21 protein-coding genes are annotated in these 22817 nt (G+C 55.6%); 4 read left to right on the forward strand and 17 right to left on the reverse strand.

Annotated elements, in window-relative coordinates; translation table 11 throughout:
• The first annotated feature begins 40 nt into the window (after nucleotides 1-40).
• Together nadE and cho are read left to right on the forward strand one after the other, a co-directional pair.
• Nucleotides 41-868 carry an ammonia-dependent NAD(+) synthetase gene (nadE, locus tag KVT28_RS03720; protein ID WP_101764585.1) on the forward strand — a complete coding sequence of 276 codons (828 nt, stop codon included), beginning with the start codon at nucleotides 41-43 and terminating at the stop codon, nucleotides 866-868.
• Between the two features lie 110 nt (nucleotides 869-978).
• Nucleotides 979-1839 (forward strand): excinuclease Cho, encoded by an 861-nt coding sequence (gene cho / locus KVT28_RS03725; protein WP_217546833.1) that lies wholly within the window; start codon nucleotides 979-981, stop codon nucleotides 1837-1839.
• Between the two features lie 78 nt (nucleotides 1840-1917).
• Here the strand turns inward: cho and spy are convergent, their stop codons facing one another.
• The 6 genes from spy to KVT28_RS03755 form a co-directional block, all read right to left on the reverse strand.
• Entirely contained in the window at nucleotides 1918-2415 is a 498-nt protein-coding gene (gene spy, locus KVT28_RS03730) for an ATP-independent periplasmic protein-refolding chaperone Spy (protein ID WP_217546836.1), read from the reverse strand.
• A 317-nt stretch (nucleotides 2416-2732) separates the two neighbouring features.
• Nucleotides 2733-3728: a succinylglutamate desuccinylase gene (gene astE, locus KVT28_RS03735; RefSeq protein ID WP_101764588.1), complete on the reverse strand. Its 996-nt coding sequence runs from the start codon at nucleotides 3726-3728 to the stop codon at nucleotides 2733-2735.
• A 45-nt stretch (nucleotides 3729-3773) separates the two neighbouring features.
• Nucleotides 3774-5102, reverse strand: a complete 1329-nt coding sequence (astB, locus tag KVT28_RS03740) for an N-succinylarginine dihydrolase (RefSeq protein WP_192233617.1) — start codon at nucleotides 5100-5102, stop codon at nucleotides 3774-3776.
• A complete protein-coding gene (gene astD / locus KVT28_RS03745; RefSeq protein WP_217546839.1) occupies nucleotides 5102-6568 on the reverse strand; it encodes a succinylglutamate-semialdehyde dehydrogenase in 1467 nt (488 codons plus the stop codon). The genes astB and astD overlap by 1 nt, the downstream gene beginning before the upstream one ends.
• Nucleotides 6565-7596 carry an arginine N-succinyltransferase gene (astA, locus tag KVT28_RS03750; RefSeq protein WP_217546841.1) on the reverse strand — a complete coding sequence of 344 codons (1032 nt, stop codon included), beginning with the start codon at nucleotides 7594-7596 and terminating at the stop codon, nucleotides 6565-6567. The genes astD and astA overlap by 4 nt, the downstream gene beginning before the upstream one ends.
• Nucleotides 7593-8813, reverse strand: coding sequence for an aspartate aminotransferase family protein (locus KVT28_RS03755; protein ID WP_217546844.1), 1221 nt, complete (start codon nucleotides 8811-8813; stop codon nucleotides 7593-7595). Before KVT28_RS03755 ends, astA begins: the two co-directional genes overlap by 4 nt.
• A gap of 878 nt (nucleotides 8814-9691) precedes the next feature.
• On the opposite strand from KVT28_RS03755, the gene KVT28_RS03760 reads away from it, so the two are divergent.
• Entirely contained in the window at nucleotides 9692-10765 is a 1074-nt protein-coding gene (locus KVT28_RS03760) for a porin (protein WP_280923195.1), read from the forward strand.
• Between the two features lie 90 nt (nucleotides 10766-10855).
• Here the strand turns inward: KVT28_RS03760 and KVT28_RS03765 are convergent, their stop codons facing one another.
• The 7 genes from KVT28_RS03765 to KVT28_RS03795 form a co-directional block, all read right to left on the reverse strand.
• Complete coding sequence (locus KVT28_RS03765) at nucleotides 10856-12292, reverse strand: YchO/YchP family invasin (RefSeq protein WP_192233611.1); 1437 nt, start codon at nucleotides 12290-12292, stop codon at nucleotides 10856-10858.
• Between the two features lie 322 nt (nucleotides 12293-12614).
• Entirely contained in the window at nucleotides 12615-13412 is a 798-nt protein-coding gene (locus tag KVT28_RS03770) for a glucose 1-dehydrogenase (protein WP_101764596.1), read from the reverse strand.
• Between the two features lie 11 nt (nucleotides 13413-13423).
• Nucleotides 13424-14491, reverse strand: coding sequence for an ABC transporter permease (locus KVT28_RS03775; protein ID WP_192413550.1), 1068 nt, complete (start codon nucleotides 14489-14491; stop codon nucleotides 13424-13426).
• Nucleotides 14492-14511: 20 nt separating this feature from the next.
• Nucleotides 14512-16032, reverse strand: coding sequence for a sugar ABC transporter ATP-binding protein (locus tag KVT28_RS03780; RefSeq protein ID WP_101764598.1), 1521 nt, complete (start codon nucleotides 16030-16032; stop codon nucleotides 14512-14514).
• Between the two features lie 9 nt (nucleotides 16033-16041).
• Nucleotides 16042-16653, reverse strand: a complete 612-nt coding sequence (locus tag KVT28_RS03785) for a DUF2291 family protein (RefSeq protein ID WP_217546847.1) — start codon at nucleotides 16651-16653, stop codon at nucleotides 16042-16044.
• Between the two features lie 42 nt (nucleotides 16654-16695).
• Nucleotides 16696-17631, reverse strand: coding sequence for a D-ribose ABC transporter substrate-binding protein (locus KVT28_RS03790; protein WP_192233605.1), 936 nt, complete (start codon nucleotides 17629-17631; stop codon nucleotides 16696-16698).
• A gap of 63 nt (nucleotides 17632-17694) precedes the next feature.
• Complete coding sequence (locus tag KVT28_RS03795; protein ID WP_217546849.1) at nucleotides 17695-18492, reverse strand: GolD/DthD family dehydrogenase; 798 nt, start codon at nucleotides 18490-18492, stop codon at nucleotides 17695-17697.
• A 376-nt stretch (nucleotides 18493-18868) separates the two neighbouring features.
• Between KVT28_RS03795 and KVT28_RS03800 the strand changes: the two genes are divergently transcribed.
• Entirely contained in the window at nucleotides 18869-19687 is an 819-nt protein-coding gene (locus tag KVT28_RS03800) for a DeoR/GlpR family DNA-binding transcription regulator (RefSeq protein WP_110865995.1), read from the forward strand.
• A 128-nt stretch (nucleotides 19688-19815) separates the two neighbouring features.
• Here the strand turns inward: KVT28_RS03800 and cheZ are convergent, their stop codons facing one another.
• From cheZ to cheR, 4 genes are read right to left on the reverse strand one after another with little or no spacing between them, the layout of a single operon-like run.
• Nucleotides 19816-20457: a protein phosphatase CheZ gene (gene cheZ / locus KVT28_RS03805; protein WP_101764603.1), complete on the reverse strand. Its 642-nt coding sequence runs from the start codon at nucleotides 20455-20457 to the stop codon at nucleotides 19816-19818.
• A gap of 9 nt (nucleotides 20458-20466) precedes the next feature.
• Nucleotides 20467-20856: a chemotaxis response regulator CheY gene (gene cheY, locus KVT28_RS03810; protein ID WP_008102871.1), complete on the reverse strand. Its 390-nt coding sequence runs from the start codon at nucleotides 20854-20856 to the stop codon at nucleotides 20467-20469.
• 39 nt (nucleotides 20857-20895) lie between these two features.
• Nucleotides 20896-21945 (reverse strand): chemotaxis response regulator protein-glutamate methylesterase, encoded by a 1050-nt coding sequence (locus tag KVT28_RS03815; protein ID WP_008102868.1) that lies wholly within the window; start codon nucleotides 21943-21945, stop codon nucleotides 20896-20898.
• Complete coding sequence (gene cheR, locus KVT28_RS03820) at nucleotides 21942-22817, reverse strand: protein-glutamate O-methyltransferase CheR (protein ID WP_101764604.1); 876 nt, start codon at nucleotides 22815-22817, stop codon at nucleotides 21942-21944. The genes KVT28_RS03815 and cheR overlap by 4 nt, the downstream gene beginning before the upstream one ends.

Genomic DNA, 22817 nt, shown 5'->3' on the forward strand with positions numbered 1-22817 from the left:
TCGCATTGTGCCGTCAGGCTACTGACTTGAGGAGAGGTTCATGTCACTGCAACAGGAAATCATTGAAGCCCTTGGTGTAAAACCGGTTATCGACCCGCAGCAGGAGATCCGCGTCAGCGTTGATTTTCTGAAGTCTTACCTGAAAGCCCATCCCTTTTTGAAAACGCTGGTACTCGGCATCAGCGGCGGCCAGGATTCGACACTGACCGGCATTTTGTCGCAAACCGCGATTCGCGAACTGCGTGAAGAGAGCGGCGATAACGATTACACCTTTATTGCCGTGCGTTTGCCGTATGGCGTGCAGGCCGATGAGCAGGATTGTCAGGATGCGCTGGCATTTATCCAACCCGATCGCACGCTGGTGGTGAACATCAAAGAAGCGATCCTGGCCAGCGAACGTGCGTTGAAAGATGCGGGTATTACGGTATCGGATTTCGTGCGCGGCAATGAAAAAGCGCGTGAGCGTATGAAAGCGCAGTACAGCATCGCCGGCATGACCAAAGGCGTGGTGGTCGGTACTGACCATGCGGCAGAGGCGATCACCGGATTCTTCACCAAGTACGGTGACGGCGGCAGCGACATCAACCCGATCTTCCGCCTGCATAAAGGCCAGGGCAAACAGCTGCTGAAAACGCTGGGCTGCCCGGAACACCTCTATCTCAAGCATCCTACTGCCGATTTGGAAGATGATCGTCCTGGCTTGCAGGATGAAGTGGCGCTCGGCGTGACTTATCAGCAAATCGATGCCTACCTGGAAGGCAAAACCATCGATGCCGCCGCAGCAAAAACCATCGAAGGCTGGTATCTGAAAACCGAGCACAAACGTCGTCCGCCGATCACCGTGTTCGACGACTTCTGGAAGAAGTAAGTGCATGGCGTTTCCCGCCGTCCGGGCGGGAAACTTTCTCATCGCCGCTGACTGGCGAGAAAAAGCACAGTTTGATACACTGGATGAACAACCAGTAATCGGAGTGTGCTTTGGTCAGACGTGCAGCCAGCCACCGCCTCGATTTCGATGCGGCAGCCATCTATCAATATCCCGAACATCTACGTCAGTGGCTGGAAGGTTTACCCAACCAGCCGGGCGTCTATACCTTTCACGGTGAAAGCGAAAATCTGCCGCTGTATATCGGCAAAAGCGTCAACCTGCGCAGTCGGGTGATGGCGCATTTCCGGGCGCCGGATGAAGCCAAAATGCTGCATCAGGCGCGGCGCGTCACCTGGATCCCGACCGCTGGCGACGTCGGCGCTCAGCTGCTGGAAGCGCAGATGATCAAAACGCAACAGCCGCTGTTTAATAAGCGCCTGCGTAAGAACCGCCAGCTCTGTTCGCTGCAGCTGGGCGACGGTGCGCCGCAGGTGGTGTATGCAAAGGATCTCGACTTCTCCCGCTCGCCCAATCTTTATGGCCTGTTTCGCAGTCGCTTTGCCGCGCTGGAGAAGCTAAAAGCCATCGCCGATGAGCAGCGCTTGTGCCACGGCTTGCTTGGGCTGGAGTCGTTGCGTCCGGGACGCGGCTGTTTTCGCGCTGCACTAAAACGCTGCGCTGGTGCCTGCTGTGGTAACGAGTCGGTTGCTGAGCATCAGCAGCGGTTGCATGCGGCATTAGAGCAGATGCGCATTCAATGCTGGCCGTGGCAAGGCCCGGTTGGCATGGTGGAAACGGGGACAAACATTACGCAAATCCATGTGATCGATCACTGGTTCTGGCTGGGATCGGTCAACAGCGAAGCTGAAGCGCGCCAGCTGCAGCGCGCCTCGCACGGCTTCGATCATGACGGCTATAAAATTCTCTGCCGTCCGCTGCTTTCTGGTGTGTTTCCGCTGATCGAGCTTTAAAACAAAACCGCCGAGGTTGCCCAAAGCATCAGATGCGATGGACAACCCCGGCGGTCTCTATTCCGTTAGCGAAAGAACTTATTCAGCATCAGCCGGCGGTGGTGGCGTTTTACCATCGTGCGGGCCTTTCTCAGTTAAGCGCTTCTCAAAGTTCGCGTTGTATTGTTTCTTCTGCTCTGGTGTCAGCACGTTGTAGATCTTGTTCTGGGTTTCCATCATCTGCAGCGCACGATCTTTGGCATTCGCCGTCATCTTCTCAGCCTGCGCTTCGGCTTTCGCACGGTCAAAGGTATCGGAAGCGATGATGGCATGGTCGGCACGACGCTCTTCCAGCGACGGGCGTTTCATCTCTTTGTGGCCATCACGAAGAATCGTTTTTATCTGCGCTTTCTGCGCATCGGTCAGGTTCAGACCTTTAAACATCATCTCCATACCGTGATGGCGCATCGGCGGCTTGTGCATCGGTGTTTCGCTGCCTGCTGGCGGCGGAGTCAGGTTGTCTGCCGCTGCATGGACGATATTTGCAGCACCAAAAGCCATTGCGGTAGCCAGGAACACAGAAGTTAATTTACGCATAATATTGTCCTTACTTATCAGTTTAATGACGACAGCCTGTGTCGCGTCTTCGGAAACAAGCATACGACGCTGAACGTCAACTACTCAGAGGCTGAGTAAAGCCCTGAAAGCATAAAAGACAGAGATCAGGCAATCATGGAGAGAAAGAGAAGAAATGCGTGAGGAATTGAAAAAGTTTATGACAATCAAGTGAAAAACGCAGGAATTAAGGAGGAGTGTAACGGTATTGTCGGTTTTCAGGAAGGGAAATGTCGGCGCGTTGATGCCCTCACCCTGGCCCTATCCCGCCTGCGGGAGAGGGTTAGGGTGAGGGAAAATCACAACGCCAGCGCCTGCGTCTGTTCATTCTCCTCCACCAGCATCAGCCCCGCGCGCAATCCTGGCGCGACATTCGGATTGGGAAACAGCACATACTCGCGCGCCTGCTGCACGTAGTAACGCCGGTCACCCTCCTCCGCCAGCAGCGTGCCCTGCGGGAAAGCGGTAAAGTTCAGCGTCTCCGGCCCCATGTGCAACACAAACTTATCGCCGTGCCGGGTCAGTTGCTGCGCCACGCGATAATGTCGCGGCTGTTCACGCACCTCCGGTAAGGCATCGCCATACAGCAACGCCGCCAGCGCCCGCTGCACGCCGGCAAACTGACTTAAATCGTTCTCACCAAACGGCAAAGCCTTGCCCAACTCCAGCGTGCAGCTCGCCGCATTATGGTGCTCGCAGCTGTAATGGGTGAAGGTGCCGCCCGGTGAACGATGGAACACCAGCGCCTCCATTTCTGCCGCCGCCAGCCAGTGCATAAACGCCTCGGGCCACGGATTGGGATTCAGCGGCATCACGCCAAAACGCGCATGATACGAGCCGCGAATCGCGGTATGCAGATCGAGGTGCCAGCGCACTTCATGATCGAGACAGGCGCGCCAGAAACTCTCCAGCTCCTGCTCCAGCTGCAGCACGCGCTGCGCTTCGGGTACATCGGCCACCTGCTGCCAGCGTCCACCAAACAGGCGGTTGATATCATGTTGCTGGTAGCGCTTGCCGCTGCGCAACGCGGCGGGATTACCCAAAATCACCAGCAAGCGCACTGCCAGCGGCTTCTCGCCTTTTAACAGTGGCGTCAGCAACAGATTGAGAATCTCAACCGGCGCGGTTTCATTGCCGTGAATGCCCGCAGAGAGCACCAGCGCCTGCTGTGTGGGCGTATGCGGCGTGAGGGACATCAGTCCCTCGTTATGCCATTGCCAACTGAGATGATCGTTGCTGCCCTCTCTTTGCTGTGGCGGCTCACCAGACAAGGTCTGCTGTAAAAAATCCTGCATGTTCACTCCTTTTTAACGACGTGGGGCGAACCTCTCACCCCGGCGTTAACGCTGAAACGCGTAGACACTGCCTAAGTCTAGCAGCTTCGTCAGCTCATCCAGCGCGGTGCGCCCTTCACGCAGCAGTTGCGGGTCGGCTAAATCGGCCTGAGTTAAGCGATCGCGGTAGTGGCGATCCACCCAATCGTTGAGCGTGGCAAACAGGCGATCGTTCATCAATACCGCCGGATTCAGCGCCTGACGCTCGGTTTCGGTTAACACCACGCGCAGACGCAAACAGGCCGGACCGCCACCGTTAAACATGCTTTCACGCAGATCGAAAACTTTCAGTTCACGGATTGGCCCGCCGCTCTCCACCAGCTCAGTGAGATAACGCCACACGCCTGTATGCTGGCGTGACTCTTCTGGCAGCACCAGCAGCATACCGCCGTCGGCGCGCTGCAACAGCTGGCTGTTAAACAGATAGGTATTGACCGCATCGGTTACCGATACTTTATCGCGCGGCACTTCAATCGGCTGGAAACCGCTAACGCGGGCGGCGATGTCACTCAACAACTGCGGCTGGTTCACAAAGGCATCCTGATGGCAGAACAGCACCTGCTGATTGCTCACCGCAATCACATCGTTATGAAACACGCCCTGATCAATCACCGCTGGATTTTGCTGGGCAAACAGCGTGCGTTGCGCATCGAGCTGATGCAACCGCGCCACCGCTTCGCTGGCTTCCCGCGTTTGACGCGCCGGATAACGTGCTGGCGTTGCGCCCTGCTGCTGACCATCACGGCCATAAATAAACAGCTGCACGCCCGCATCACCGTAATCACTGCCGAAACGATTGTGATTGGCCGCGCCCTCATCACCAAACTGCGCCACCTGCGGCAGCGCATCGTGCACGCAGAAGTGCTGCGGATGACGGAAAATCGCGCGCAGCAGATCGGCAGTTTCCGGCGCCTCAATGGCGCGATGGAATTTGTTATTCAGATTGGCGACGGTGAAATGCACGCGACCATCGGCGCTATCCGCCGACGGTGACACCGTGGCGGCATTCGCCACCCACATCGCTGAGGCTGAGCTGGCCGCCGACAGCAGCTGCGGCGCGTGCTTCGCCGCCTGCGCCAGCACCTGCTCATCGCTGCCGCCAAAGCCGAGCTGGCGCAGCAGCGGCAGATTAGGACGTTCGTGCGGCGGGATCACGCCCTGTACGTAGCCCATATCCGCCAGCGCTTTCATCTTCAGCAAACCCTGCTTCGCCGCCAGACGCGGATTCGAGGGCTGCAGCTGATTGCGCGTCGAGGCTTCGTTACCAAACGACAATCCCGCGTAATGATGTGTCAGGCCGACCAGCCCATCAAAGTTCGCTTCAAATGCTTGCATTATTTCGCTCCCTGCGCGGAGAAATCGAGGCCCGGCGCTAAGCTGCCCGGCAGCGCCAGGCTTGGGCTCTCCAGCGACGCCATTGGCCATGCACAGTAATCGGCGGCGTACCACGCGCTGGCACGATGATTCCCGGATGCGCCAATGCCACCAAAGGGGGCGGTGCTGGCCGCGCCGGTCAGCGGTTTGTTCCAGTTAACGATACCGGCGCGCGCCTCCAGCAATAGCTGATCAAACTGCGCGCGCTGCGGCGAAATCAGACCGCACGACAAGCCATAGCGGGTATTATTGGCGATAGCAATCGCCTGCTCGAAGCTGTCGTAACGAATCACCTGCAGCAACGGACCAAAGACTTCTTCATCCGCTAAATCTTTCACTTCGGTCACATCAATGATGCCCGGCGTGATGATGGCGCTGTCGCGGTCCGGCCAGTGCATGCCGAGCATCACTTTCCCGCCCTTTTCCACCTGCTGCTGCCAGGCGGCAAAAATATGTCCGGCGGCGGTGGGTGAAATCACGCTGCCCATAAACGGCTGCGGCTCGGCATTCCACGCGCCAGGCTGCAAGCGCGCACTGACCTCAACCAAACGCTGCAGGAAGGCATCGCCCGCCGCGCCGCGCTTCACCAGCAGACGACGCGCGCAGGTGCAGCGCTGTCCGGCGGTAATAAAGGCCGACTGAATAGCGATATGTACCGCACCATCAAGATCCGCAGGATCTTCAACAATCAACGCATTGTTGCCGCCCATCTCTAGCGCCAGCATTTTTTCTGGCTGTCCGGCGAACTGACGATGCAGGTGATAGCCGGTGGCGGCGCTGCCGGTAAACAGCAGACCATCAATTTGTTCCGCATTGGCCAGCGCCTGGCCGGTTTCACGACCGCCTTGCAGCAGCGCCATCACGCCCGCTGGTAAACCGGCTTGCTGCCACAGCTGCACGGTTTTCTCCGCCGTCAGCGGCGTCAGCTCGCTCGGCTTAAACACCACGCAGTTACCCGCCAGCAGAGCTGGCACGATATGGCCGTTCGGCAGATGGCCGGGAAAATTATACGGACCAAACACCGCCAACACGCCGTGCGGACGATGGCGCAGCGAGCTCTCTCCATCGGCCTGTTCGCCGGTGCGGCTGTGATAGGCCTTAATCGAAATGGCGATTTTGTTGATCATCGCCTGCACTTCGGTCAGCGTTTCCCAGCGCGGCTTGCCCGTTTCCTGGGCGATGGTTTCCGCCAGCGCGTTTTTGTGGCTTTCAAGCAGACGGGCAAACCCTTCCACCAGCGCCTGACGCTCCGCAAACGGTTTTCTCGCCCACTGCGGGAACGCCGCGCGCGCCGCTTCGCAGGCCGCAGCCACTTGCGCTGCCGATGCCGCTTTGCCCTGCCACAGCGTTTCGCCGGTCACCGGATTTTGTTTGCTCAGGGCGTCAGCGCCGCCGGTCACCCATTGACCTTGAATAAAATGCGTCATGCTTTTTTCTCCTCGCGACACAGCGTGACCACACGCAGTTGATCGCCAATGTTGCAATGCAGCGCCGCGCGCTGGCTTTCAGTCAGTTTTACCGTGCCGGATGCCATATCCACCGGCAGCAGCGCCACGCGGAAATGCTGAAAATCCGCGTTGGCCACCAGACACAGCGGCCAGCTTTCATCGGCTGCACCGCTCTCAGCGGTTAACTGGCGACTCTTGCGAATGGCACGAATGCGATCGATTTCGCACTCCAGCGTCGGGCCGCCGTCGAAGATGTCGACATAGTTGAGATAGCGGAAACCTTCCGCCTCCAACACCGCACGCGCGGGCGCGGTTTTCGGATGGACTTCGCCAATCACTTTTTGCGCCGCTTCAGACAGGTAATGAATGTAGAGCGGATGTTTGGGCATCAGCTCGGCGATAAAGGCTTTCTGCCCGGTGCCGCTGAGGAAATCGGCTTTGCTGAACTCCATCGAGAAGAAGCGACTGCCCACGCTATCCCAGAAAGGCGAGTGGCCATTGTCATCACTGACGCCACGCATCTCCGCCACCACATGTTGCATAAAGCGGTCGCGGAAGTTAGCCATAAACAGAAAGCGCGATTTCGACAGCAGATGGCCATTTTTTCCATCGCGGTAATCGGGATCGAGGAACAGCGTGCAGAGTTCGCTGCTGCCGGTGTGATCGTTGCTCAGCGACAGCGTCGGCAGGCTGGCATACACGTTCAGCTCTTTCGAAGCGTGCACCTGTGTGCCAACGCGGAAGTTGTACCAAGGATCCTGCAAACCCACCGCCGCTTCGATGGCGCAAATGCCGACGGCGCGATTATCCTCGCTGTCGGCCAGCACAAACACATAGCCTTGTTCGGCAGGCGGTAACGCGCCTTGCCAGGTGAGCAGCGAACGCTCAATACGGGCTTTAAGCGTTTCGCTATCCGCGGGCAGCGAGGTTAAGCCACCCCCGGTTTTGCCCGCCAGCGACAACAACTGCGAGAGATCGTCACGTTCGACGGGGCGAATCACCATCATGATGTGGCTCCTTTGAGCACGCGTTCACAGGCACGTTCGAAACGCGCCAAACCTTCTTTAACTTCGCGCTCGCTGATGTTCAGCGCTGGCGCGAAACGTACCACGTTGGCGCCCGCAATCAACACCATCACGCCCTCTTCGGCCGCGGTGAGGTTGAACTGTTTGGCTTTACCGGCGAAATCGTCGTTTAGCACGGCGCCAATCAACAGACCCAACCCGCGCACTTCTTTAAATACCGGCAGACGCTTGTTCAGTTCCTGCAACGCCGTAACAAACCATTGATGACGCTCGGCCACGCCGGCCATAAATTCCGGCTGATTAATCAGCTCCATCACTTTGCCCGCGACTGCGCCCGCCAGCGGATTGCCGCCGTAGGTGGTGCCGTGCGTGCCCACGCCCATCACCTGCGCCAGATCTTCACGTGTCAGCATCGCGCCAATTGGGAAGCCGCCACCCAGCGCTTTGGCGGTGGTTAATACATCCGGGGTCACGCCGTAATGCATATAGGCATACAGCGAACCGGTGCGACCCACGCCGCTCTGCACTTCATCAAAAATCAGCAGCGCATGATGTTTATCGCAGAGTCCACGCAGTCCGCGCAGGAAAGCGGGATCGGCTGGCAGAACGCCGCCTTCACCCTGAATCGGCTCGACGATCACCGCGCAGGTTTGGTCATTGATCAGCGCGGCCGCCGAGGCCAGATCGTTGAAATTAGCGTGTTCGACCGCCGGTGGCAGCGGCGCAAAATCACGGGAATAGGCCGGTTGTCCGCCTGCTGTCACGGTAAATAGCGTGCGACCGTGAAAAGCATTATTAAAAGCAACGATGCCATTTTTCTCAGCACCGAAACGGTCGTGTGCGGTTTTACGTGCCAGTTTCAGCGCCGCTTCATTCGCTTCAGCGCCGGAGTTACAGAAAAACACGCGATCGGCAAAAGTAGCATCAATCAACTGTTTGGCGAGACGCAGGATCGGTTCATTGGTATAGCCATTTCCGGTATGCCACAGTTTGCCGGCCTGTTCGATCAGCGCCTGCTGCAACGCCGGATGCGCATGTCCCAATGCGTTAACCGCAATGCCACCGGCAAAATCGATATACTCTTTGCCTTGCTGATCCCACAGCGTTGAACCTTCCGCGCGGACCGGAACAAAAGCCGCGGGTGCATAAACTGGCATCATCCATTGATCGAAATTCTGACGTGAAACCTGCAGTGACATAGCCCTTTCTCCTGCTCCACACCCGGTGAAGCCTTTTGTTTTGAAATTGTTAAAAATGTTAAGTGGCAGCTCTACTGTATATTGCAGATAGCGTGCCAGCCAGCCGCAAAAATGCATAACCGTCTTATCACTACGTAATATCAATAACTTAACGGGTGCTGATATTCACTTTAATTGCATAAAAAGTGAATATCAGTCTGATGCAGGCTGAATAGCAGTAATTTATTTAGCGGATTTATGCATCGGCAAAATGAAATATTGCTTTTGTGATCGGGCAGGAAATATTTCGCCAAATTAATGCGATAAACGCACTTTTTTGGGGCGCAATGTGCCTGATTGGTGCAGGAAAGTGATAGCGCGGTGCAAATTTAGCGGCCGGGGAATTAATCGGGTTTTAACATTTGCCTCGCGGGATTGAATATTATTTCGCCAGTTCATTGTTAAGCGAAAAGCTAAATAACATTTTGTGACCAGGGTTATTATCAGAACAGAAATAAAAGGACACAAAGCCATGAAGCCGATAATTACTCTGCTAATGATTAGCTGGATTCAGATATTTGCTATTGAACAATAATGCATAGGCTTGTGCTATTTCACGAACAAGCTACTGATTTTATTTACGCATCTTTAAATTTAAAGTTATTCAATAAAATCATACAAATAAATATTAAAACCATCATTACACATGTTGTCTTATGGATAAGTTTAACCAATACAAAATTCCACATAATGGAATTTAAGATTAAAAATCACACAAAAAGTTAACGAGAAATATTTAGTTACATATATTGCACTGTCGATCTTGAACCTTTTGTGTCATTTTCTTTTCACCCCGCAGATGGGGACAAAATTAAAAAATATCACAGGGTAAAAATTAAATGATGAAGCGCTCCTTACTGGCAGCAGTGATGCCTTTACTGCTGGGACTTTCTTCGGCTCAGGCCGCCGAAATCTATAACAAAGATGGCAACAAGCTGGACCTGACTGGCAAAATTAACGTCTCGCATCTGTTCTCCGATAACGAAGGGTCAAATGGTGATACCTCGTCTTATACCCGTATTGGTTTTAAAGGCGAAACCAAGATCAACGATCAATTGACCGGCTACGGTCAATGGCAGTACCAGTACAGCCTGAGCAACTCAGAAGGCAGCGATGCCAACAGCGGTAACAGAACCCGCCTGGGCTTTGCTGGCCTGAAGTTTGGTCAGTTCGGCTCGATCGATTACGGTCGTAACTACGGTTTAATTTATGACGTGCTGGGTTACACCGATATGCTGCCCTTCTTTGGTGGCGATCAAGGTTACTCTGATGGGTTCCTGTCCAGCCGCTCAGGTGGCGTGTTGACCTGGCGCAACAAAGATTTCTTCGGTCTGGTGAAAGGCTGGAACGTTGCTGCACAGTACGAAGGTAAAAACGATCGTAACGATGCAAACGTTGCCGTACGCCGTTCGAATGGTGATGGCTTCGCGCTCTCCACTTCTTATGATTTCGATTTCGGTCTGAGCCTGGTTGGCGCTTACGCGAGCCTGGATCGTACCAATACGCAGAACCAGGCCTTACGTGGCGAAGGCGAGAAAGCACAGCACTGGACTGCGGGCCTGAAATACGATGCTAACCAGATTTACCTGGCAACCATGTACGGCGAAACGCTCAACGCAACCCCAATCACTGGTGGCTTCGCTAACAAAGCCGTTAACTTTGAAGCCGTTGCGCAGTATCAGTTCATTAACGGACTGCGTCCTTCAATCGGCTATGTTTCATCTAAAGGCAAAGAGATTGAAAATATTGGTGATGTCGATCTCACCAAATACGTCGCTGTAGGTGGAACCTACTACTTCAACAAAAACATGTCTGTGTACGCTGAATACAAGATCAACCTGTTGAAAGATGATAATGCGTTGGGCATCGCTTCTGATGATGTCACCGCTGTGGGTCTGATTTACCAGTTCTAAGTGGCAATACCCTCATGGCTGTTCGGCTAGTGTCGGCTGAATATGCGCAAAGGGCAGCGAAAGCTGCCCTTTTTTATTGGTGCGAGGCGATTACGGCGCCATCAAATCAAAGCGATCATCATCGCCCTGATCCAATGAGAACGGTGGCTGCAATTGCAGGACGATTTCGTTCGAGGTGACCCGGTTCTGTTTGCTGTCTTCTAACACCACCGACAAGCGATAGCTGTTATGCGCACCCGGCGAGCTATCCCACGCGGGCAGGATCACGCTCCAGCCCTGTGGATCGTTGGGATTGGCACCCGGCGTCAGGCTCAGCGCCTGGGTATCGCCCTGCCACATCACTTTAGCGATCGGATTGGTGCTGCGGATTTGCAATTTCAGCGGCAAACTTTCTCCGCCATTTAGCTGCCACGGCGGCGTAGCGAGAAACACCGACAGCGTTTTACGCTGGCGATATTCCAGCACCGGCGTATAGCTGCGCGTCACGTTATCGTAGCGACTGCCGCGCAGTGAGTGCGCAGCCGCTACGTTATCCGGACTCAGCTGCTGGCTGAGCGCCACGCCAAAGCGATAGTTGAGACGCAAGCCGAGCTGATCCTGGCTCTCACCGCTGTCGCTGGTTTTGTGGCTGGCGGATAAGGTCACCAGCGGCACCGGCGTGTAGGTGACGCCAAAGGTCAACGCCGATGGGTTGTGGTAGCGATTGCCGGAGCTAAACAGATCGACGTTATCACCCAGATATTGCTGCCAGCTCACCGACGCACCGAGTTGACGATAGTGCGGCAAATAGCCTTGGGTGGTGAAATCATAGCCGCGCGCCATGCGCTGCTGCTGGAAGGGATTGCGATCCTGCCAGCCTGAGAGCGGCGTATAGTAGTTGGCGGAGAAGCGCAGATAATCGCCCCACGCTTCGGTACCCAGCGAAGCGCGCTGTAGGCCACTGCTGAACATGCGATCGACGAAACCGTTATAGCCCAGCAGCCATTTTCCTGCCACCCAACGTTGCCCGAGGCCAGCATTGCCGACCAGCCCATCATCAGTTTGATGAAAGCCGACCTGACTGAAGGTCAGGTAGCGATAGTTATCCGCCCAGGGTGTCAGCAGCGAAGCACCGCTGCCGGCAAAATTGCCCTCCATATCCACATTGAAATCGATTTGAGCATTGCCATACGGTGACAACAGCGACTGGCCTTCATCAACCAGTCGATTGCCCACTTCATCGCGGAAATGGTTAAAGGCCCACAGCCCCGCCTGCTGGCCAAGGGCATTGTCGTCCGTACTGTTCTGGCTGGCTTCACCAATGCTTTTGGCAATGGTCGCCAGTTTTTTGTTGAACGCTTCCGTTTCATCCTGGTAACCCAATGCAGGCAACTGATCGGCCATTTTCTGGAAACGTGTGGGATCGCTAAACGGCGCATCGGCGAGTTTAGTGTCAGAGATCAACGCCAGCGCAGGCGCGGATGCGGCAAGTAGTGAAAAACCAGAGAGATAACGCACGCTTTTAGGTGATAACAAAGTAAATAACATAGCTAAAAATAGGGTTCGACCCGGTTCAGAATTAGAGGTGGCTCACAAAACTGCATAAGTCTACCCTAGCATATTCTGATGCAAGTGCCGGACATGTCTGGTTTCGATTAAGGCAGAAAACGAAAAAATCAGAATGTAGGTAAGCAGGCGACGCAATATGTTGTGCCCTGGTTGCCCATCAAGAGATGACCTCTCAAATCATTGAGCGCGCACATTGTAGCGGCGCAATGCATTGCGCGATGAATCACGCCGCTACGGAAGGTGCGATCATGAGGCTTAGTTTTTAGCATGACGCCATCGATGGCGACCCAACAGCGAACGATCAGGAGAAAATCAAACCGCCATCCACGTTGATGGTCTGCCCGGTGATATAGCGCGCATCGTCAGAGGCGAGGAAAGCCACCAAGCCAGCGACATCTTCCGGCTGCCCTGCGCGTTTAAGCGGGATGTTTTCCACCCATTCGGCCATCAGTTCGCCTTTGCCATACTGCTTTTTATCGCTGCTGAGGATCTCGCCCCACACGCGATCGTTGTAGTCCCACATTTCACTCTCGATGATGCCCGGACAGAAGGCATTCACCGTGATATGCCACGGCGCCAACTCCAGCGCCAGGCTTTGAGTAATACCGATCACGCCCATCTTGCTGGCGGCATAGTGCGGCGTATAAATGAAACCCTGCCGTCCCTGACCGGACGAGGTGTTGATCAGGCTGCCGCTGCCCTGTTTCACCATATATTTCGCCGCTTCCCGGCAGCACAGCCACACGCCCGTGGTGTTCACCGCAAGGATCTTCTCGAAGTCACTTTTGGGCATCGCATCGAAACGATCGATGGTAATCACCCCCGCATTCTGAATCGACACATCAATGCTGCCAAAGCGCTCAGCCGCCTGCTGATAAAGCTGCTGTACCTCCGTTTCATCGGTAACATCGACCTGCAGCGCCAGAACCTCACTGCCAAACTGCTGTTCGATGGCCTGCGCGGTACTGAAGACGCGTTCCGAATTCGACACCATCACCAAACGCGCCCCGTCGCGAGCAAAACGCGCTGCAATGCCCGCGCCAATGCCGCGGCAGGCGCCGGTAATCACCACCGTCTTTCCACTAAAATCGCGTGTCATATTGCCTCCTGTTATCCATGTGTCGCTTCAGGCAGGGCGGCCGATTGCTGCTTTTTTTCATGTCTGCGCAGCAGCACCACCTTACTTTGTAATTTTTGCTGGAACTGGTCGATCACCACCGCAGTGACAATCACTAAGCCTTTAATCACCATTTGCCAGAAATCGCTGACGCCCATCATCACCATGCCATCGGCGAGAAACACGATGACAAAAGCACCGATAATCGAGCCTGAAACGCGACCGCGTCCGCCCGCCAGCGCCGTGCCGCCCAGCACCGTGGCACCGATGGCGTCCATCTCGAACATGTTGCCGGTCATCGGGTGCGCGGTTTGCAACTGCGACGCCACAATCAAACCGACCAGCGCGGCACACAAGCCGGAAAAGGCGTAGACAAACACTTTGACCTTGATAATCGGCACACCTGCCAGGCGCGCCGCCGATTCGTTGCCACCGGTGGCATAGATGTAACGACCCAGCGGTGTTTTACGCGTCAGATACAACCCCAGCAGCAGGAAGCCGAGCATCATCCATATCGGGATATACACGCCCAATATTGAACCCGAACCGAGCAAGGCGAAGCCGGTATTACCCAGTGCTGGCGTGCCGACAAGGTTGGCGTAGGTGCTGCCATCGTTGAACAGCAGCGCGGCGCCGCGTGCCACGTACATCATGCCGAGCGTACAGATAAACGGCGCTACGCCGAGTCGCGTCACCACCGCGCCATTAATCAATCCCAGCGCCACGCCGAACAGCGCCACCACCAGAATCACCTCGGGCACGTTGAAGAACAGCACGTTGCCGCCCCACAGCGGTAAGCCGTTGGTGAGCAGCGCACCCGCCACCATGCCGCATATGCCCGCCACCGCCCCGACCGAAAGATCGATGCCGCCAGTCAAAATCACCAGCGTCATGCCAATCGCCAGCAAGCCGGTAATTGCCACATGCTGCGTCATGATCAGCAGGTTGGAGGTGGTGAGAAAGTTAGGCACCATAAAGCTGAAGAAACTCACCACGATCAGCAAGGCAATAAAGGTACGCGCCTTAAGCAGATACATGTAGATCAGGTATTTTTGATTCATCGTTTTACTCTCCAGCGGGCTCAATCGTGTGGCGTTGAGGCGCTAATCAGGGCTTCGCGCGTGGCCGCCGCGCGCGGTAAATCGGCGGTGATGCGGCCATCCGCCATCACCAGAATGCGGTCAGCCAGCGCCATCACTTCATCCAGTTCGGACGAGGAGAACATCACCGCCAATCCCTGCTGCGCCAGGTTGCCAATCAGGTGATAAACATCGGTTTTTGCCCCCACATCAATGCCGCGCGTGGGCTCATCCAGCAGCACCACCTGCGGCCCGGTCATCAGGGCTTTACCCAGCACCACTTTTTGCTGATTGCCGCCGCTTAAGGAGGTGATCGGCAGCTCGGGATCGCTGACCTTGATGGCGAGATGGCCAATCATTTCATCCACGCGCCGCTGCTCGTTGTGCGGATTGAGCTTGCGCCAGCAACGGCGGAAACCCCGCAGGCTGAGATCGCTGAGCGTCATGTTGGCGGTGATAGACATCAGCTGTACCACGCCTTCGGTTTGACGATCTTCCGGCACCAGCGCGATGCCTTTTTTCAGTCGCTGCTGGAAACTGCGCTTCTCCAGCGCTTCGCCGTTCAGACTGACGCTGCCCGACTGACAGTGCATCATGCCAATCAACCCTTTGAACAACTCGGTGCGCCCGGCGCCCAGCAAACCGTAGATGCCAATCACTTCGCCTTTTCGCAGCGAGAAAGAGACATCATTGAGCTTGTAACCGCCGTTTTGATGCAGCGCGGTCAGCCCGTTGACGCTGAGTACCGTTTCACCCTGCGTCGCCGGTTGATAATCGAAGTGTTTCTTCTTGTCGCCCACCATCTGCTCGATGATCCACGGAATCGAGGCGTCGCGGACTTCGCGTTCGCTGATGAAGCGTCCGTCGCGGAAGATGGTGATGTGATCGCCAATCTCCATCAGCTCTTCCAGCCGATGTGAGATATAGATAATGGTGACGCCGCGCCGTTTAAGCTGGTCGATGACGTTGAACAGCACTTTCACTTCTGACTGGCTGAGCGCGCTGGTCGGTTCATCCATGATCAGCACGCGCGTGTCCTTGGACAGCGCGCGGGCGATCTCCACCAGCTGCTGATGGCCGATACCGAGTTCAGCCAGCGGCGCGTAGGGATCGACATCCAGCTCCAGCCGTTCCAGCAATGCTTTGGCGAGCGAATACTGATACTTCTCGTTGATCACGCCGCGCTGGAAAAACTCATTGGCCATGAAGATGTTGTCCATCACGTTCATATTGGGAAACAGGTTCAGCTCCTGAAAAATAATGCTGATGCCCTGTTTTTCCGCCTGATGCGTGGAGCTCAGCGACACCGCTGCGCCGTCCAGCAGAATCTCGCCGGATGACGGGATCTCCACGCCCGCCAGCATTTTCATCATGGTGGATTTGCCGGCACCGTTTTCGCCAATCAGTACGTTAACTTTATTGCGATAGACGCGGTAATTGACCTGATCCAGCGCGGTGACGCCGGGATAGATGCGCGACACGTTGCGGGTTTCAATAATCACGTCATGTTGAGGCTGTTGCATATCCGCTCCTTACTGACGTGTAATCGCCGCTGGTGTCACATTCGGCACCTGCTCCGGCGTATCAAAGCTGCTAAACACGCCAGCCAGCTGCACTTTGTCACCCACTTTGGGCTTGAAAGCACTCATCATGTTCGCCGCTTGTTGATTGATCGCGCGACTGTAATCGCCGAACAGCACCTGATCGTTAAAGTCCTGATAGCTGGCACCTTTGTAGGCATCACGCAACACCGTGCCGGGAAAAATCGGACCAACCTGCACCGTGATAGTGTCACCGGACACATCTTTCACTGTCATCCGACCGTTACGCGACGTGGTGTTAACCGCCGTGATTTCACCGCTCACGTTGACACTGAACACGCACGGGTTCTCATCCTGACTGCGATAGCCGTAAGTTTTACAAGCGCTATCAAAATCTTTGGCGGATTTCAGCGCATTCAATAACTCAGCCACCGGCTTCGCATCATGTTGAACTTGCGGTACCAGCTTCTGTTGCCACGTTTGGGCAATATTGCCCATTTTGGGATTGGGAGGATTTTTCAGGTCGGCCAGCTCCTGCTGCGACACAATGCGGCAACCGCTAAGGATCACGACAGGAAGCAGTAACCAGAGTCGTCTGTGCATCACATTCTCCTGGGCGCCCGATCTACGGGCGCACCGCATTGATTACGACTTGAAGTTAAAGTCCTGCACGCCTTTGGCGTTGTCTGGCGTAATGAGAATGCCGCGGAACATCACGCGCTGCTTCTCAGGCTTGGTGCCTTTCTGAATAAAGTTGTCGAGGTCGGTCACGCCCTGTGCGGCGATGGCTTGTGCCTGCAGCATCACCGTGGCTTTCAGATCCCCTTTTTCCACCGCGTCACGTTCATCATTGCTGCCGTCAATGCCGACCACGATGACGTCGTTACGGCCCGCGGCTTTCAATGCCGCAATGGCGCCCAGCGCCACGGGGCCGTTACCGCAGATCACGCCTTTCACATCCGGATGCGCCTGCAGAATGCTGTCCATGATGCGTTTGCCGTCAATCAGCGTGCCTTTGGCATCCTGACGCGCCACGCTTTTCATATCGGGATATTGGTCGAGCACCTGATGGAAGGATTTGGAGCGTGTGACGCAGTTGTTGTCAGCAAGGTTACAGGTGAGTTCCGCATAGCTGCCCTTTTCCCCCATTTTCTCCACAAACACGTTTGCCACGTCGGAGCCGGCCTGGAAGTTGTTGTGGGTGATCTGCGCCAGCGCCACGTCATCCACCGGGATTTCGCGGTTGATCAGCACCACCGGAATGCCGGCATCTTTGGCTTTTTTAATCGCGGCGACGCTGGCGGTGGAGTCGGCGTTATCCAGCACGATGCCCTGCACCTTTTTGCCGATGGCGGCATCAATCAGTTCACTTTGCTTTTTCACATCTTCGCCATGCGACAGCACGCTGGTTTTATAGCCCAGCTCCTGCGCTTTGAGGTTGGCACCTTTGGCTTCGGAGGCGTAATACGGGTTATCCAGCGAGTTCACCAGAATCATGATGGTGCCTTTATCGGCAGCGAAACTGGCTTGGGAGATCAGGCAACTGGCAATAGCAGTTAACAGCAGGGTACGTTTTTTCATGGTGAGGTTCTCTCATTGTTATAGTGGGTCACGCAGGGTCAGCCGTTCTGGTGTTGGCGCGGCTTACCAGATGGTAAAGCCACCGTCGATCATTAAATCTGCGCCGGTGATCATGTCGCTGCCGTTGCTGGCGAAGAACAGCACCGCGGCGGCGATTTCGTCGGTATAGGCAAAGCGTCCCAGCGGGATCAGCTTTTTCATCTGCTCGCCCTTCTCACCGCGCCAGGCTTTTTCACCCATCGGCGTCAATACCACGGTGGGCGATAAGGTATTGACGTTGATGCGATAGGGAGCGAACTCTTTGGCCATCACTTTGGTCATGCCGAGCAGACCGGCTTTGGCGGAGCTGTAAGCAACGTGGTTGTCGATAGCAATGGAGGCGGCCTGCGATGCAATGTTGATGATTTTTCCACCGTTACCGGCGCGCACCATGCGTTTACCGGCCGCCTGCGAACAGAGGAAAGGACCGGTGAGATTGACGTCGATCTGCTTCTGCCACTCGGCAAAATCGGTTTCTAACACCGGTTGCAACATCACGTAGCCCGCGCAGTTCACCAGGATATCAATCTGACCGTAATGCTGTTCGACGCGATCAAATGCCGCTTCAACCGAGGCCGGTTCGGTCACGTCGCAGCACACCAGCAGCACGCGATCGGCAGCAAATTGATCCTGCACGCCCGCCACTTTGTTGCTTTCGAATGGCGGATAGAGCAGCGCCAGCCGTGCGCCCTTCTCCAGCAGCATGGCGTTACTGGCCATTGCAATCCCGCCCAGCCCACCGGTGACTACCGCCACTTTGCCGGTTAAATCCTGCTCAATGTTCACGCCGTAGCGCAGGTTAACGTCATATTCCCCACTCATCGTCTCTCTCCATAATGGTGTACGGCGGCGCTGGTTATTGCTGGCCGGGTTATCGTTTTTACAAATATCATTTTCGAACAAAAATATAAGCTATCGATTAATAATGGTTTGTGGAGGAGATCAAATTTCATACAAATTGCAGCAATAAAAATTATCTTTATGATTTTGTTGAATTTGTACAATTCACCGTCTTCAGGACATGGAGCGAGCTGCTGACGGCTTTCTGCGAAATCAATCGCATAGCAAATGATGATTTTCATTCGAAAACGAATGTTTCTGGAAGCTACCTCGCAAATGGCCAAATCACAGAGTAAAATCAGCTCGGGTTTCCTTATTGGCGAAACCCGACCGTGATTGGAAAGAGGGAGCATTTCGATTGAAAAGCAAAACTGAGCAGCTGGCAGATATGCAGCAGCGCCGTGAGAAGATTCTGGAGATGATCCGCGAAGACGGTACCGTCACGGTTAAAGCGCTAACCGATACCTTCGGCCTGACCGAAGCCACCATTCGCACCGACTTGCGCATGTTGCAGCAAGAGGGGCACGTACAGCGTTATCACGGCGGCGCCACGCTGATGACCGGCAAGCAGAATACCGGCGCGATGTTGCTGGAGCGTCAAACACATCTGGAAGAAAAACAGGCGATTGGCCGCCTTGCCGCGCAGCATGTGGAAAATGGCGACACGGTGATTTTCGATTCCGGTACCACCACCACGGCCATTGCCGAGGCGATCAGCCATATTCGTCGTTTATCGGTGATCACCACGGCGGTGAATATCGCGCTGAAGCTGGGTGGCGAGCCGGGTATCAATATTTTGCTGACCGGTGGCACTTTTAAGTTCCCGACGCTTTCGACTTCAGGTGAGAAAGCTGCCTCGTTTTTCGAAAACGTGCTGGCGGAGAAGCTGTTTCTTGCCACAGCCTGTATCTCACCGCGTCTCGGTTTGAGCTTTCCCAGCGAGACCGATATCAAGGTGAAAATGGCGATGATCAATTCAGCCAACAGCGTGTATGTGGTGGCGGATTCCAGCAAGATCGATAAGGTGTCGATGTTCGCGCTGCCGTGCGACTGGAGCCATATTCACTATCTGATTACCGATAGCGGCATTTCGCCGGCGCAAGTCGCGGCATTTGAGGCGTTAGGCGTGCAGGTACTGGTGGCGCAGTCGGCGTTGACGCAGAAGCGCGCGGTGTAAGGTGCGGTACGCGCTGTCCCTCACCCCGGCCCTCTCCCGCAAGCGGGCGAGGGAGACGCTGCCATATGCAGGCCCGAACGGTTCCCTCTCCCACCTGTGGGAGAGGGTTAGGGTGAGGGCAAACGTGTTTAAAACCCTAAGCTATCCAGCAGGTCATCAACCTGATCCTGGTTCGCCACCACGCCGGGTGCATTGGCGTGGATCTGCGGACCGTTCAGCAGGCTGTTGCCCTCTTTACGCGCCGCGGCGTTGGCTTCTGGCATATTCTCCAGCAGCACCATCAATAGCTGACGCTCGATCTCCTGGATCACATCCATCATGCGCTTGATCACCTGACCGGTCAGGTCCTGGAAATCCTGCGCCATCATGATTTCGAGCAACTGCTTATTGGTGTACGACGTGTGTCCCGGAACGTCAGTCAGGAACTGGCGCGTATCCGAAACCAACTCGCGCGCATCTGTCAGTTCAATCGGATTTTCAAACCACGCATCCCAACGGCCTTTCAGCTGGTTGGCGCCGGCTTCCATTTGGTCCTGGTGTGGCTGCGCTGCTTCAACGCAGTTCAACGCACGTTCTGCCGCTTGCGCCGTCATTTGCACAACATAATCCAGACGATCGCGCGCATCAGGAATCGCTTCCGCCGCTTCAGCAATTGCCTGGTCTAACCCCAGCTCACGCAAACTGTCACGCAACATGCGCGTCAGTGAGCCGATACGGGTAATAATGTCGTGTGCCGAGGCTTCTTCGGTTGATTTCGGAAGGTCGCTCATCACATCTCCTTACATACCCAGTTTTTCGAATATTTTGCCTAACTTCTCTTCCAGCGTGGCCGCCGTGAACGGCTTCACCACGTAGCCGCTGGCGCCCGCCTGCGCGGCCGCGATGATATTCTCTTTCTTCGCTTCCGCGGTCACCATCAGCACCGGCAGTTTGTTCAGCGTGGCGTCAGCACGGATGGTTTGCAGCAGCTCCAGACCGTCCATGTTCGGCATGTTCCAGTCGGAAACCACGAAATCAAAGCCACCGGCACGCAGTTTGGTCAGCGCATCGACGCCATCTTCTGCTTCTTCAACGTTATTGAATCCAAGCTCTTTCAGCAGGTTACGGACAATACGACGCATCGTATTGAAGTCATCCACCACCAAAAAGCGCATATTTTTATCAGCCATATCTACTCCCGTGTTGTCTCGTCCAGCAGGACGGGCTCGTCAAATTCGCAATGCCTGTCCGGCGCTAATTTTCGCCAGCATGTGCTGACTGATGTGGCCTAAATCGACCACTTCACTGGTGCCGCCCATCGCAATCGCTTCGCGCGGCATACCAAATACCACGCAGCTGGCTTCATCCTGCGCGATGGTCCAGGCGCCCGCGCGATGCATTTCCAGCATCCCGGCCGCGCCGTCGTTACCCATCCCGGTCAGAATCACACCCACCGCATTTCGTCCTGCGTGCACCGCCACCGAACGGAACAGCACATCCACCGATGGCTTGTGTCGGTTCACTGGCGGACCGTCATTCAGTTTCACCACATAGTTGGCCCCGCTTCGGCCCAGCTCCATGTGCATGGCGCCCGGCGCGATATAGGCGTGGCCGGGCAGAATACGCTCGCCGTCTTCCGCTTCTTTCACGGTGATTTGGCACAATTTATTCAGACGCTCGGCAAACGAGCGCGTAAAGCCTGGCGGCATATGCTGGGTAATCAGCAGCGCCGGGCTGGTCGCCGGCAGCGGCTGCAGCACATGGCGAATCGCCTCGGTGCCGCCGGTGGAAGAGCCAATGGCGATCAGCTTTTCACTGCTCAGCAACGGGCCCGCTTTCAACGTGACCGGCATCGGCGTGGAGGCACGCACATGCAGCTTGGCGCGCGCGGCGGCGCGGATCTTGTCAGCAATCATCTGGCTATACGCCAGCATGCCTTCGCGGATGCCGAGCTGTGGCTTGGTGACAAAATCCACCGCACCCAACTCCAGCGCGCGCAGCGTCACTTCTGAACCTTTACCGGTCAGCGAGGAGACCATCACCACCGGCATCGGACGCAGGCGCATCAGCTTCTCGAGGAAATCGAGGCCATCCATGCGCGGCATCTCCACATCCAGCGTCAATACCTGCGGGTTGTACTGTTTGATTAAATCCCGCGCCACCAGCGGATCGGGCGCACTCGCGACCATCTCCATATCGGGATGGCTGTTGATGATTTCGGTCATCAACTGTCGCATCAGCGCAGAGTCATCCACGCACATCACGGTGATTTTGCTCATCGTCTTTCCTTGCTCAGTCCATAGACTGTCTGTCCACGCAGCCAGAACTCTTTGCTGATCTGACTAAAGTTCTCTGAATGCCCGGCAAACAGCAGACCGCCGGGTTTCAGCAGAGGCACGAAACGGCGCAGAATCTGTTCCTGCGTCTCTTTATCGAAATAAATCATCACGTTGCGACAGAAAATTGCGTCGAACGGACCCGGCAACGCCCAGTCGTGTGCCAGTAAATTCAGTTGCGTATAGTTCACCATGTTGGCGAGGTCGGAACGCACGCGCACCATGCCTTCATGCGGACCGGTGCCGCGCAGGAAAAAGCGCTGCAGCTGCGACTGCGATAGCGTGCGTAGCTCTTCCTGGCGATACACGCCGGCCACGGCTTTCTCTAGCACCTGGGTATCGATATCGCTGGCGTGGACCTGGAATTTACCCGGGCCGGTGCCCAGCGTTTCCGCCAGCGTCATGGCGATGGAGTACGGCTCTTCGCCGGTTGAGGCGGCGGTGCTCCACACGCTGTAGTTACCCGTGCGCTTACGCGCATGATCCGCGAGGATCGGGAAGTGATGCGCCTCGCGGAAGAAAGAGGTCAGGTTGGTCGTGAGCGCGTTAATAAACGCCTGCCACTCCGCACTGTTTTGGTCTTGCTCCAGCAGCGCCAGATAGCGGCCAAAGTCATCAATATTCAGCATGCGCAGACGACGCACTAAACGGTTGTAAACCATCTCGCGTTTGTGATCGGCCAGCACAATGCCCGCACGCTGATAGATCAGCTGGCTAATGCGACGAAAATGCGTATCTGAGAGCGGTAACCGCTGCACCATTTGCGAGAGCAGCGTGGTCGCTTCACTTTGATCCAATAACGTCGATTTCTTCAT

Source organism: Pantoea sp. GbtcB22, from assembly GCF_019091025.1.
Classification (GTDB): domain Bacteria; phylum Pseudomonadota; class Gammaproteobacteria; order Enterobacterales; family Enterobacteriaceae; genus Pantoea; species Pantoea leporis.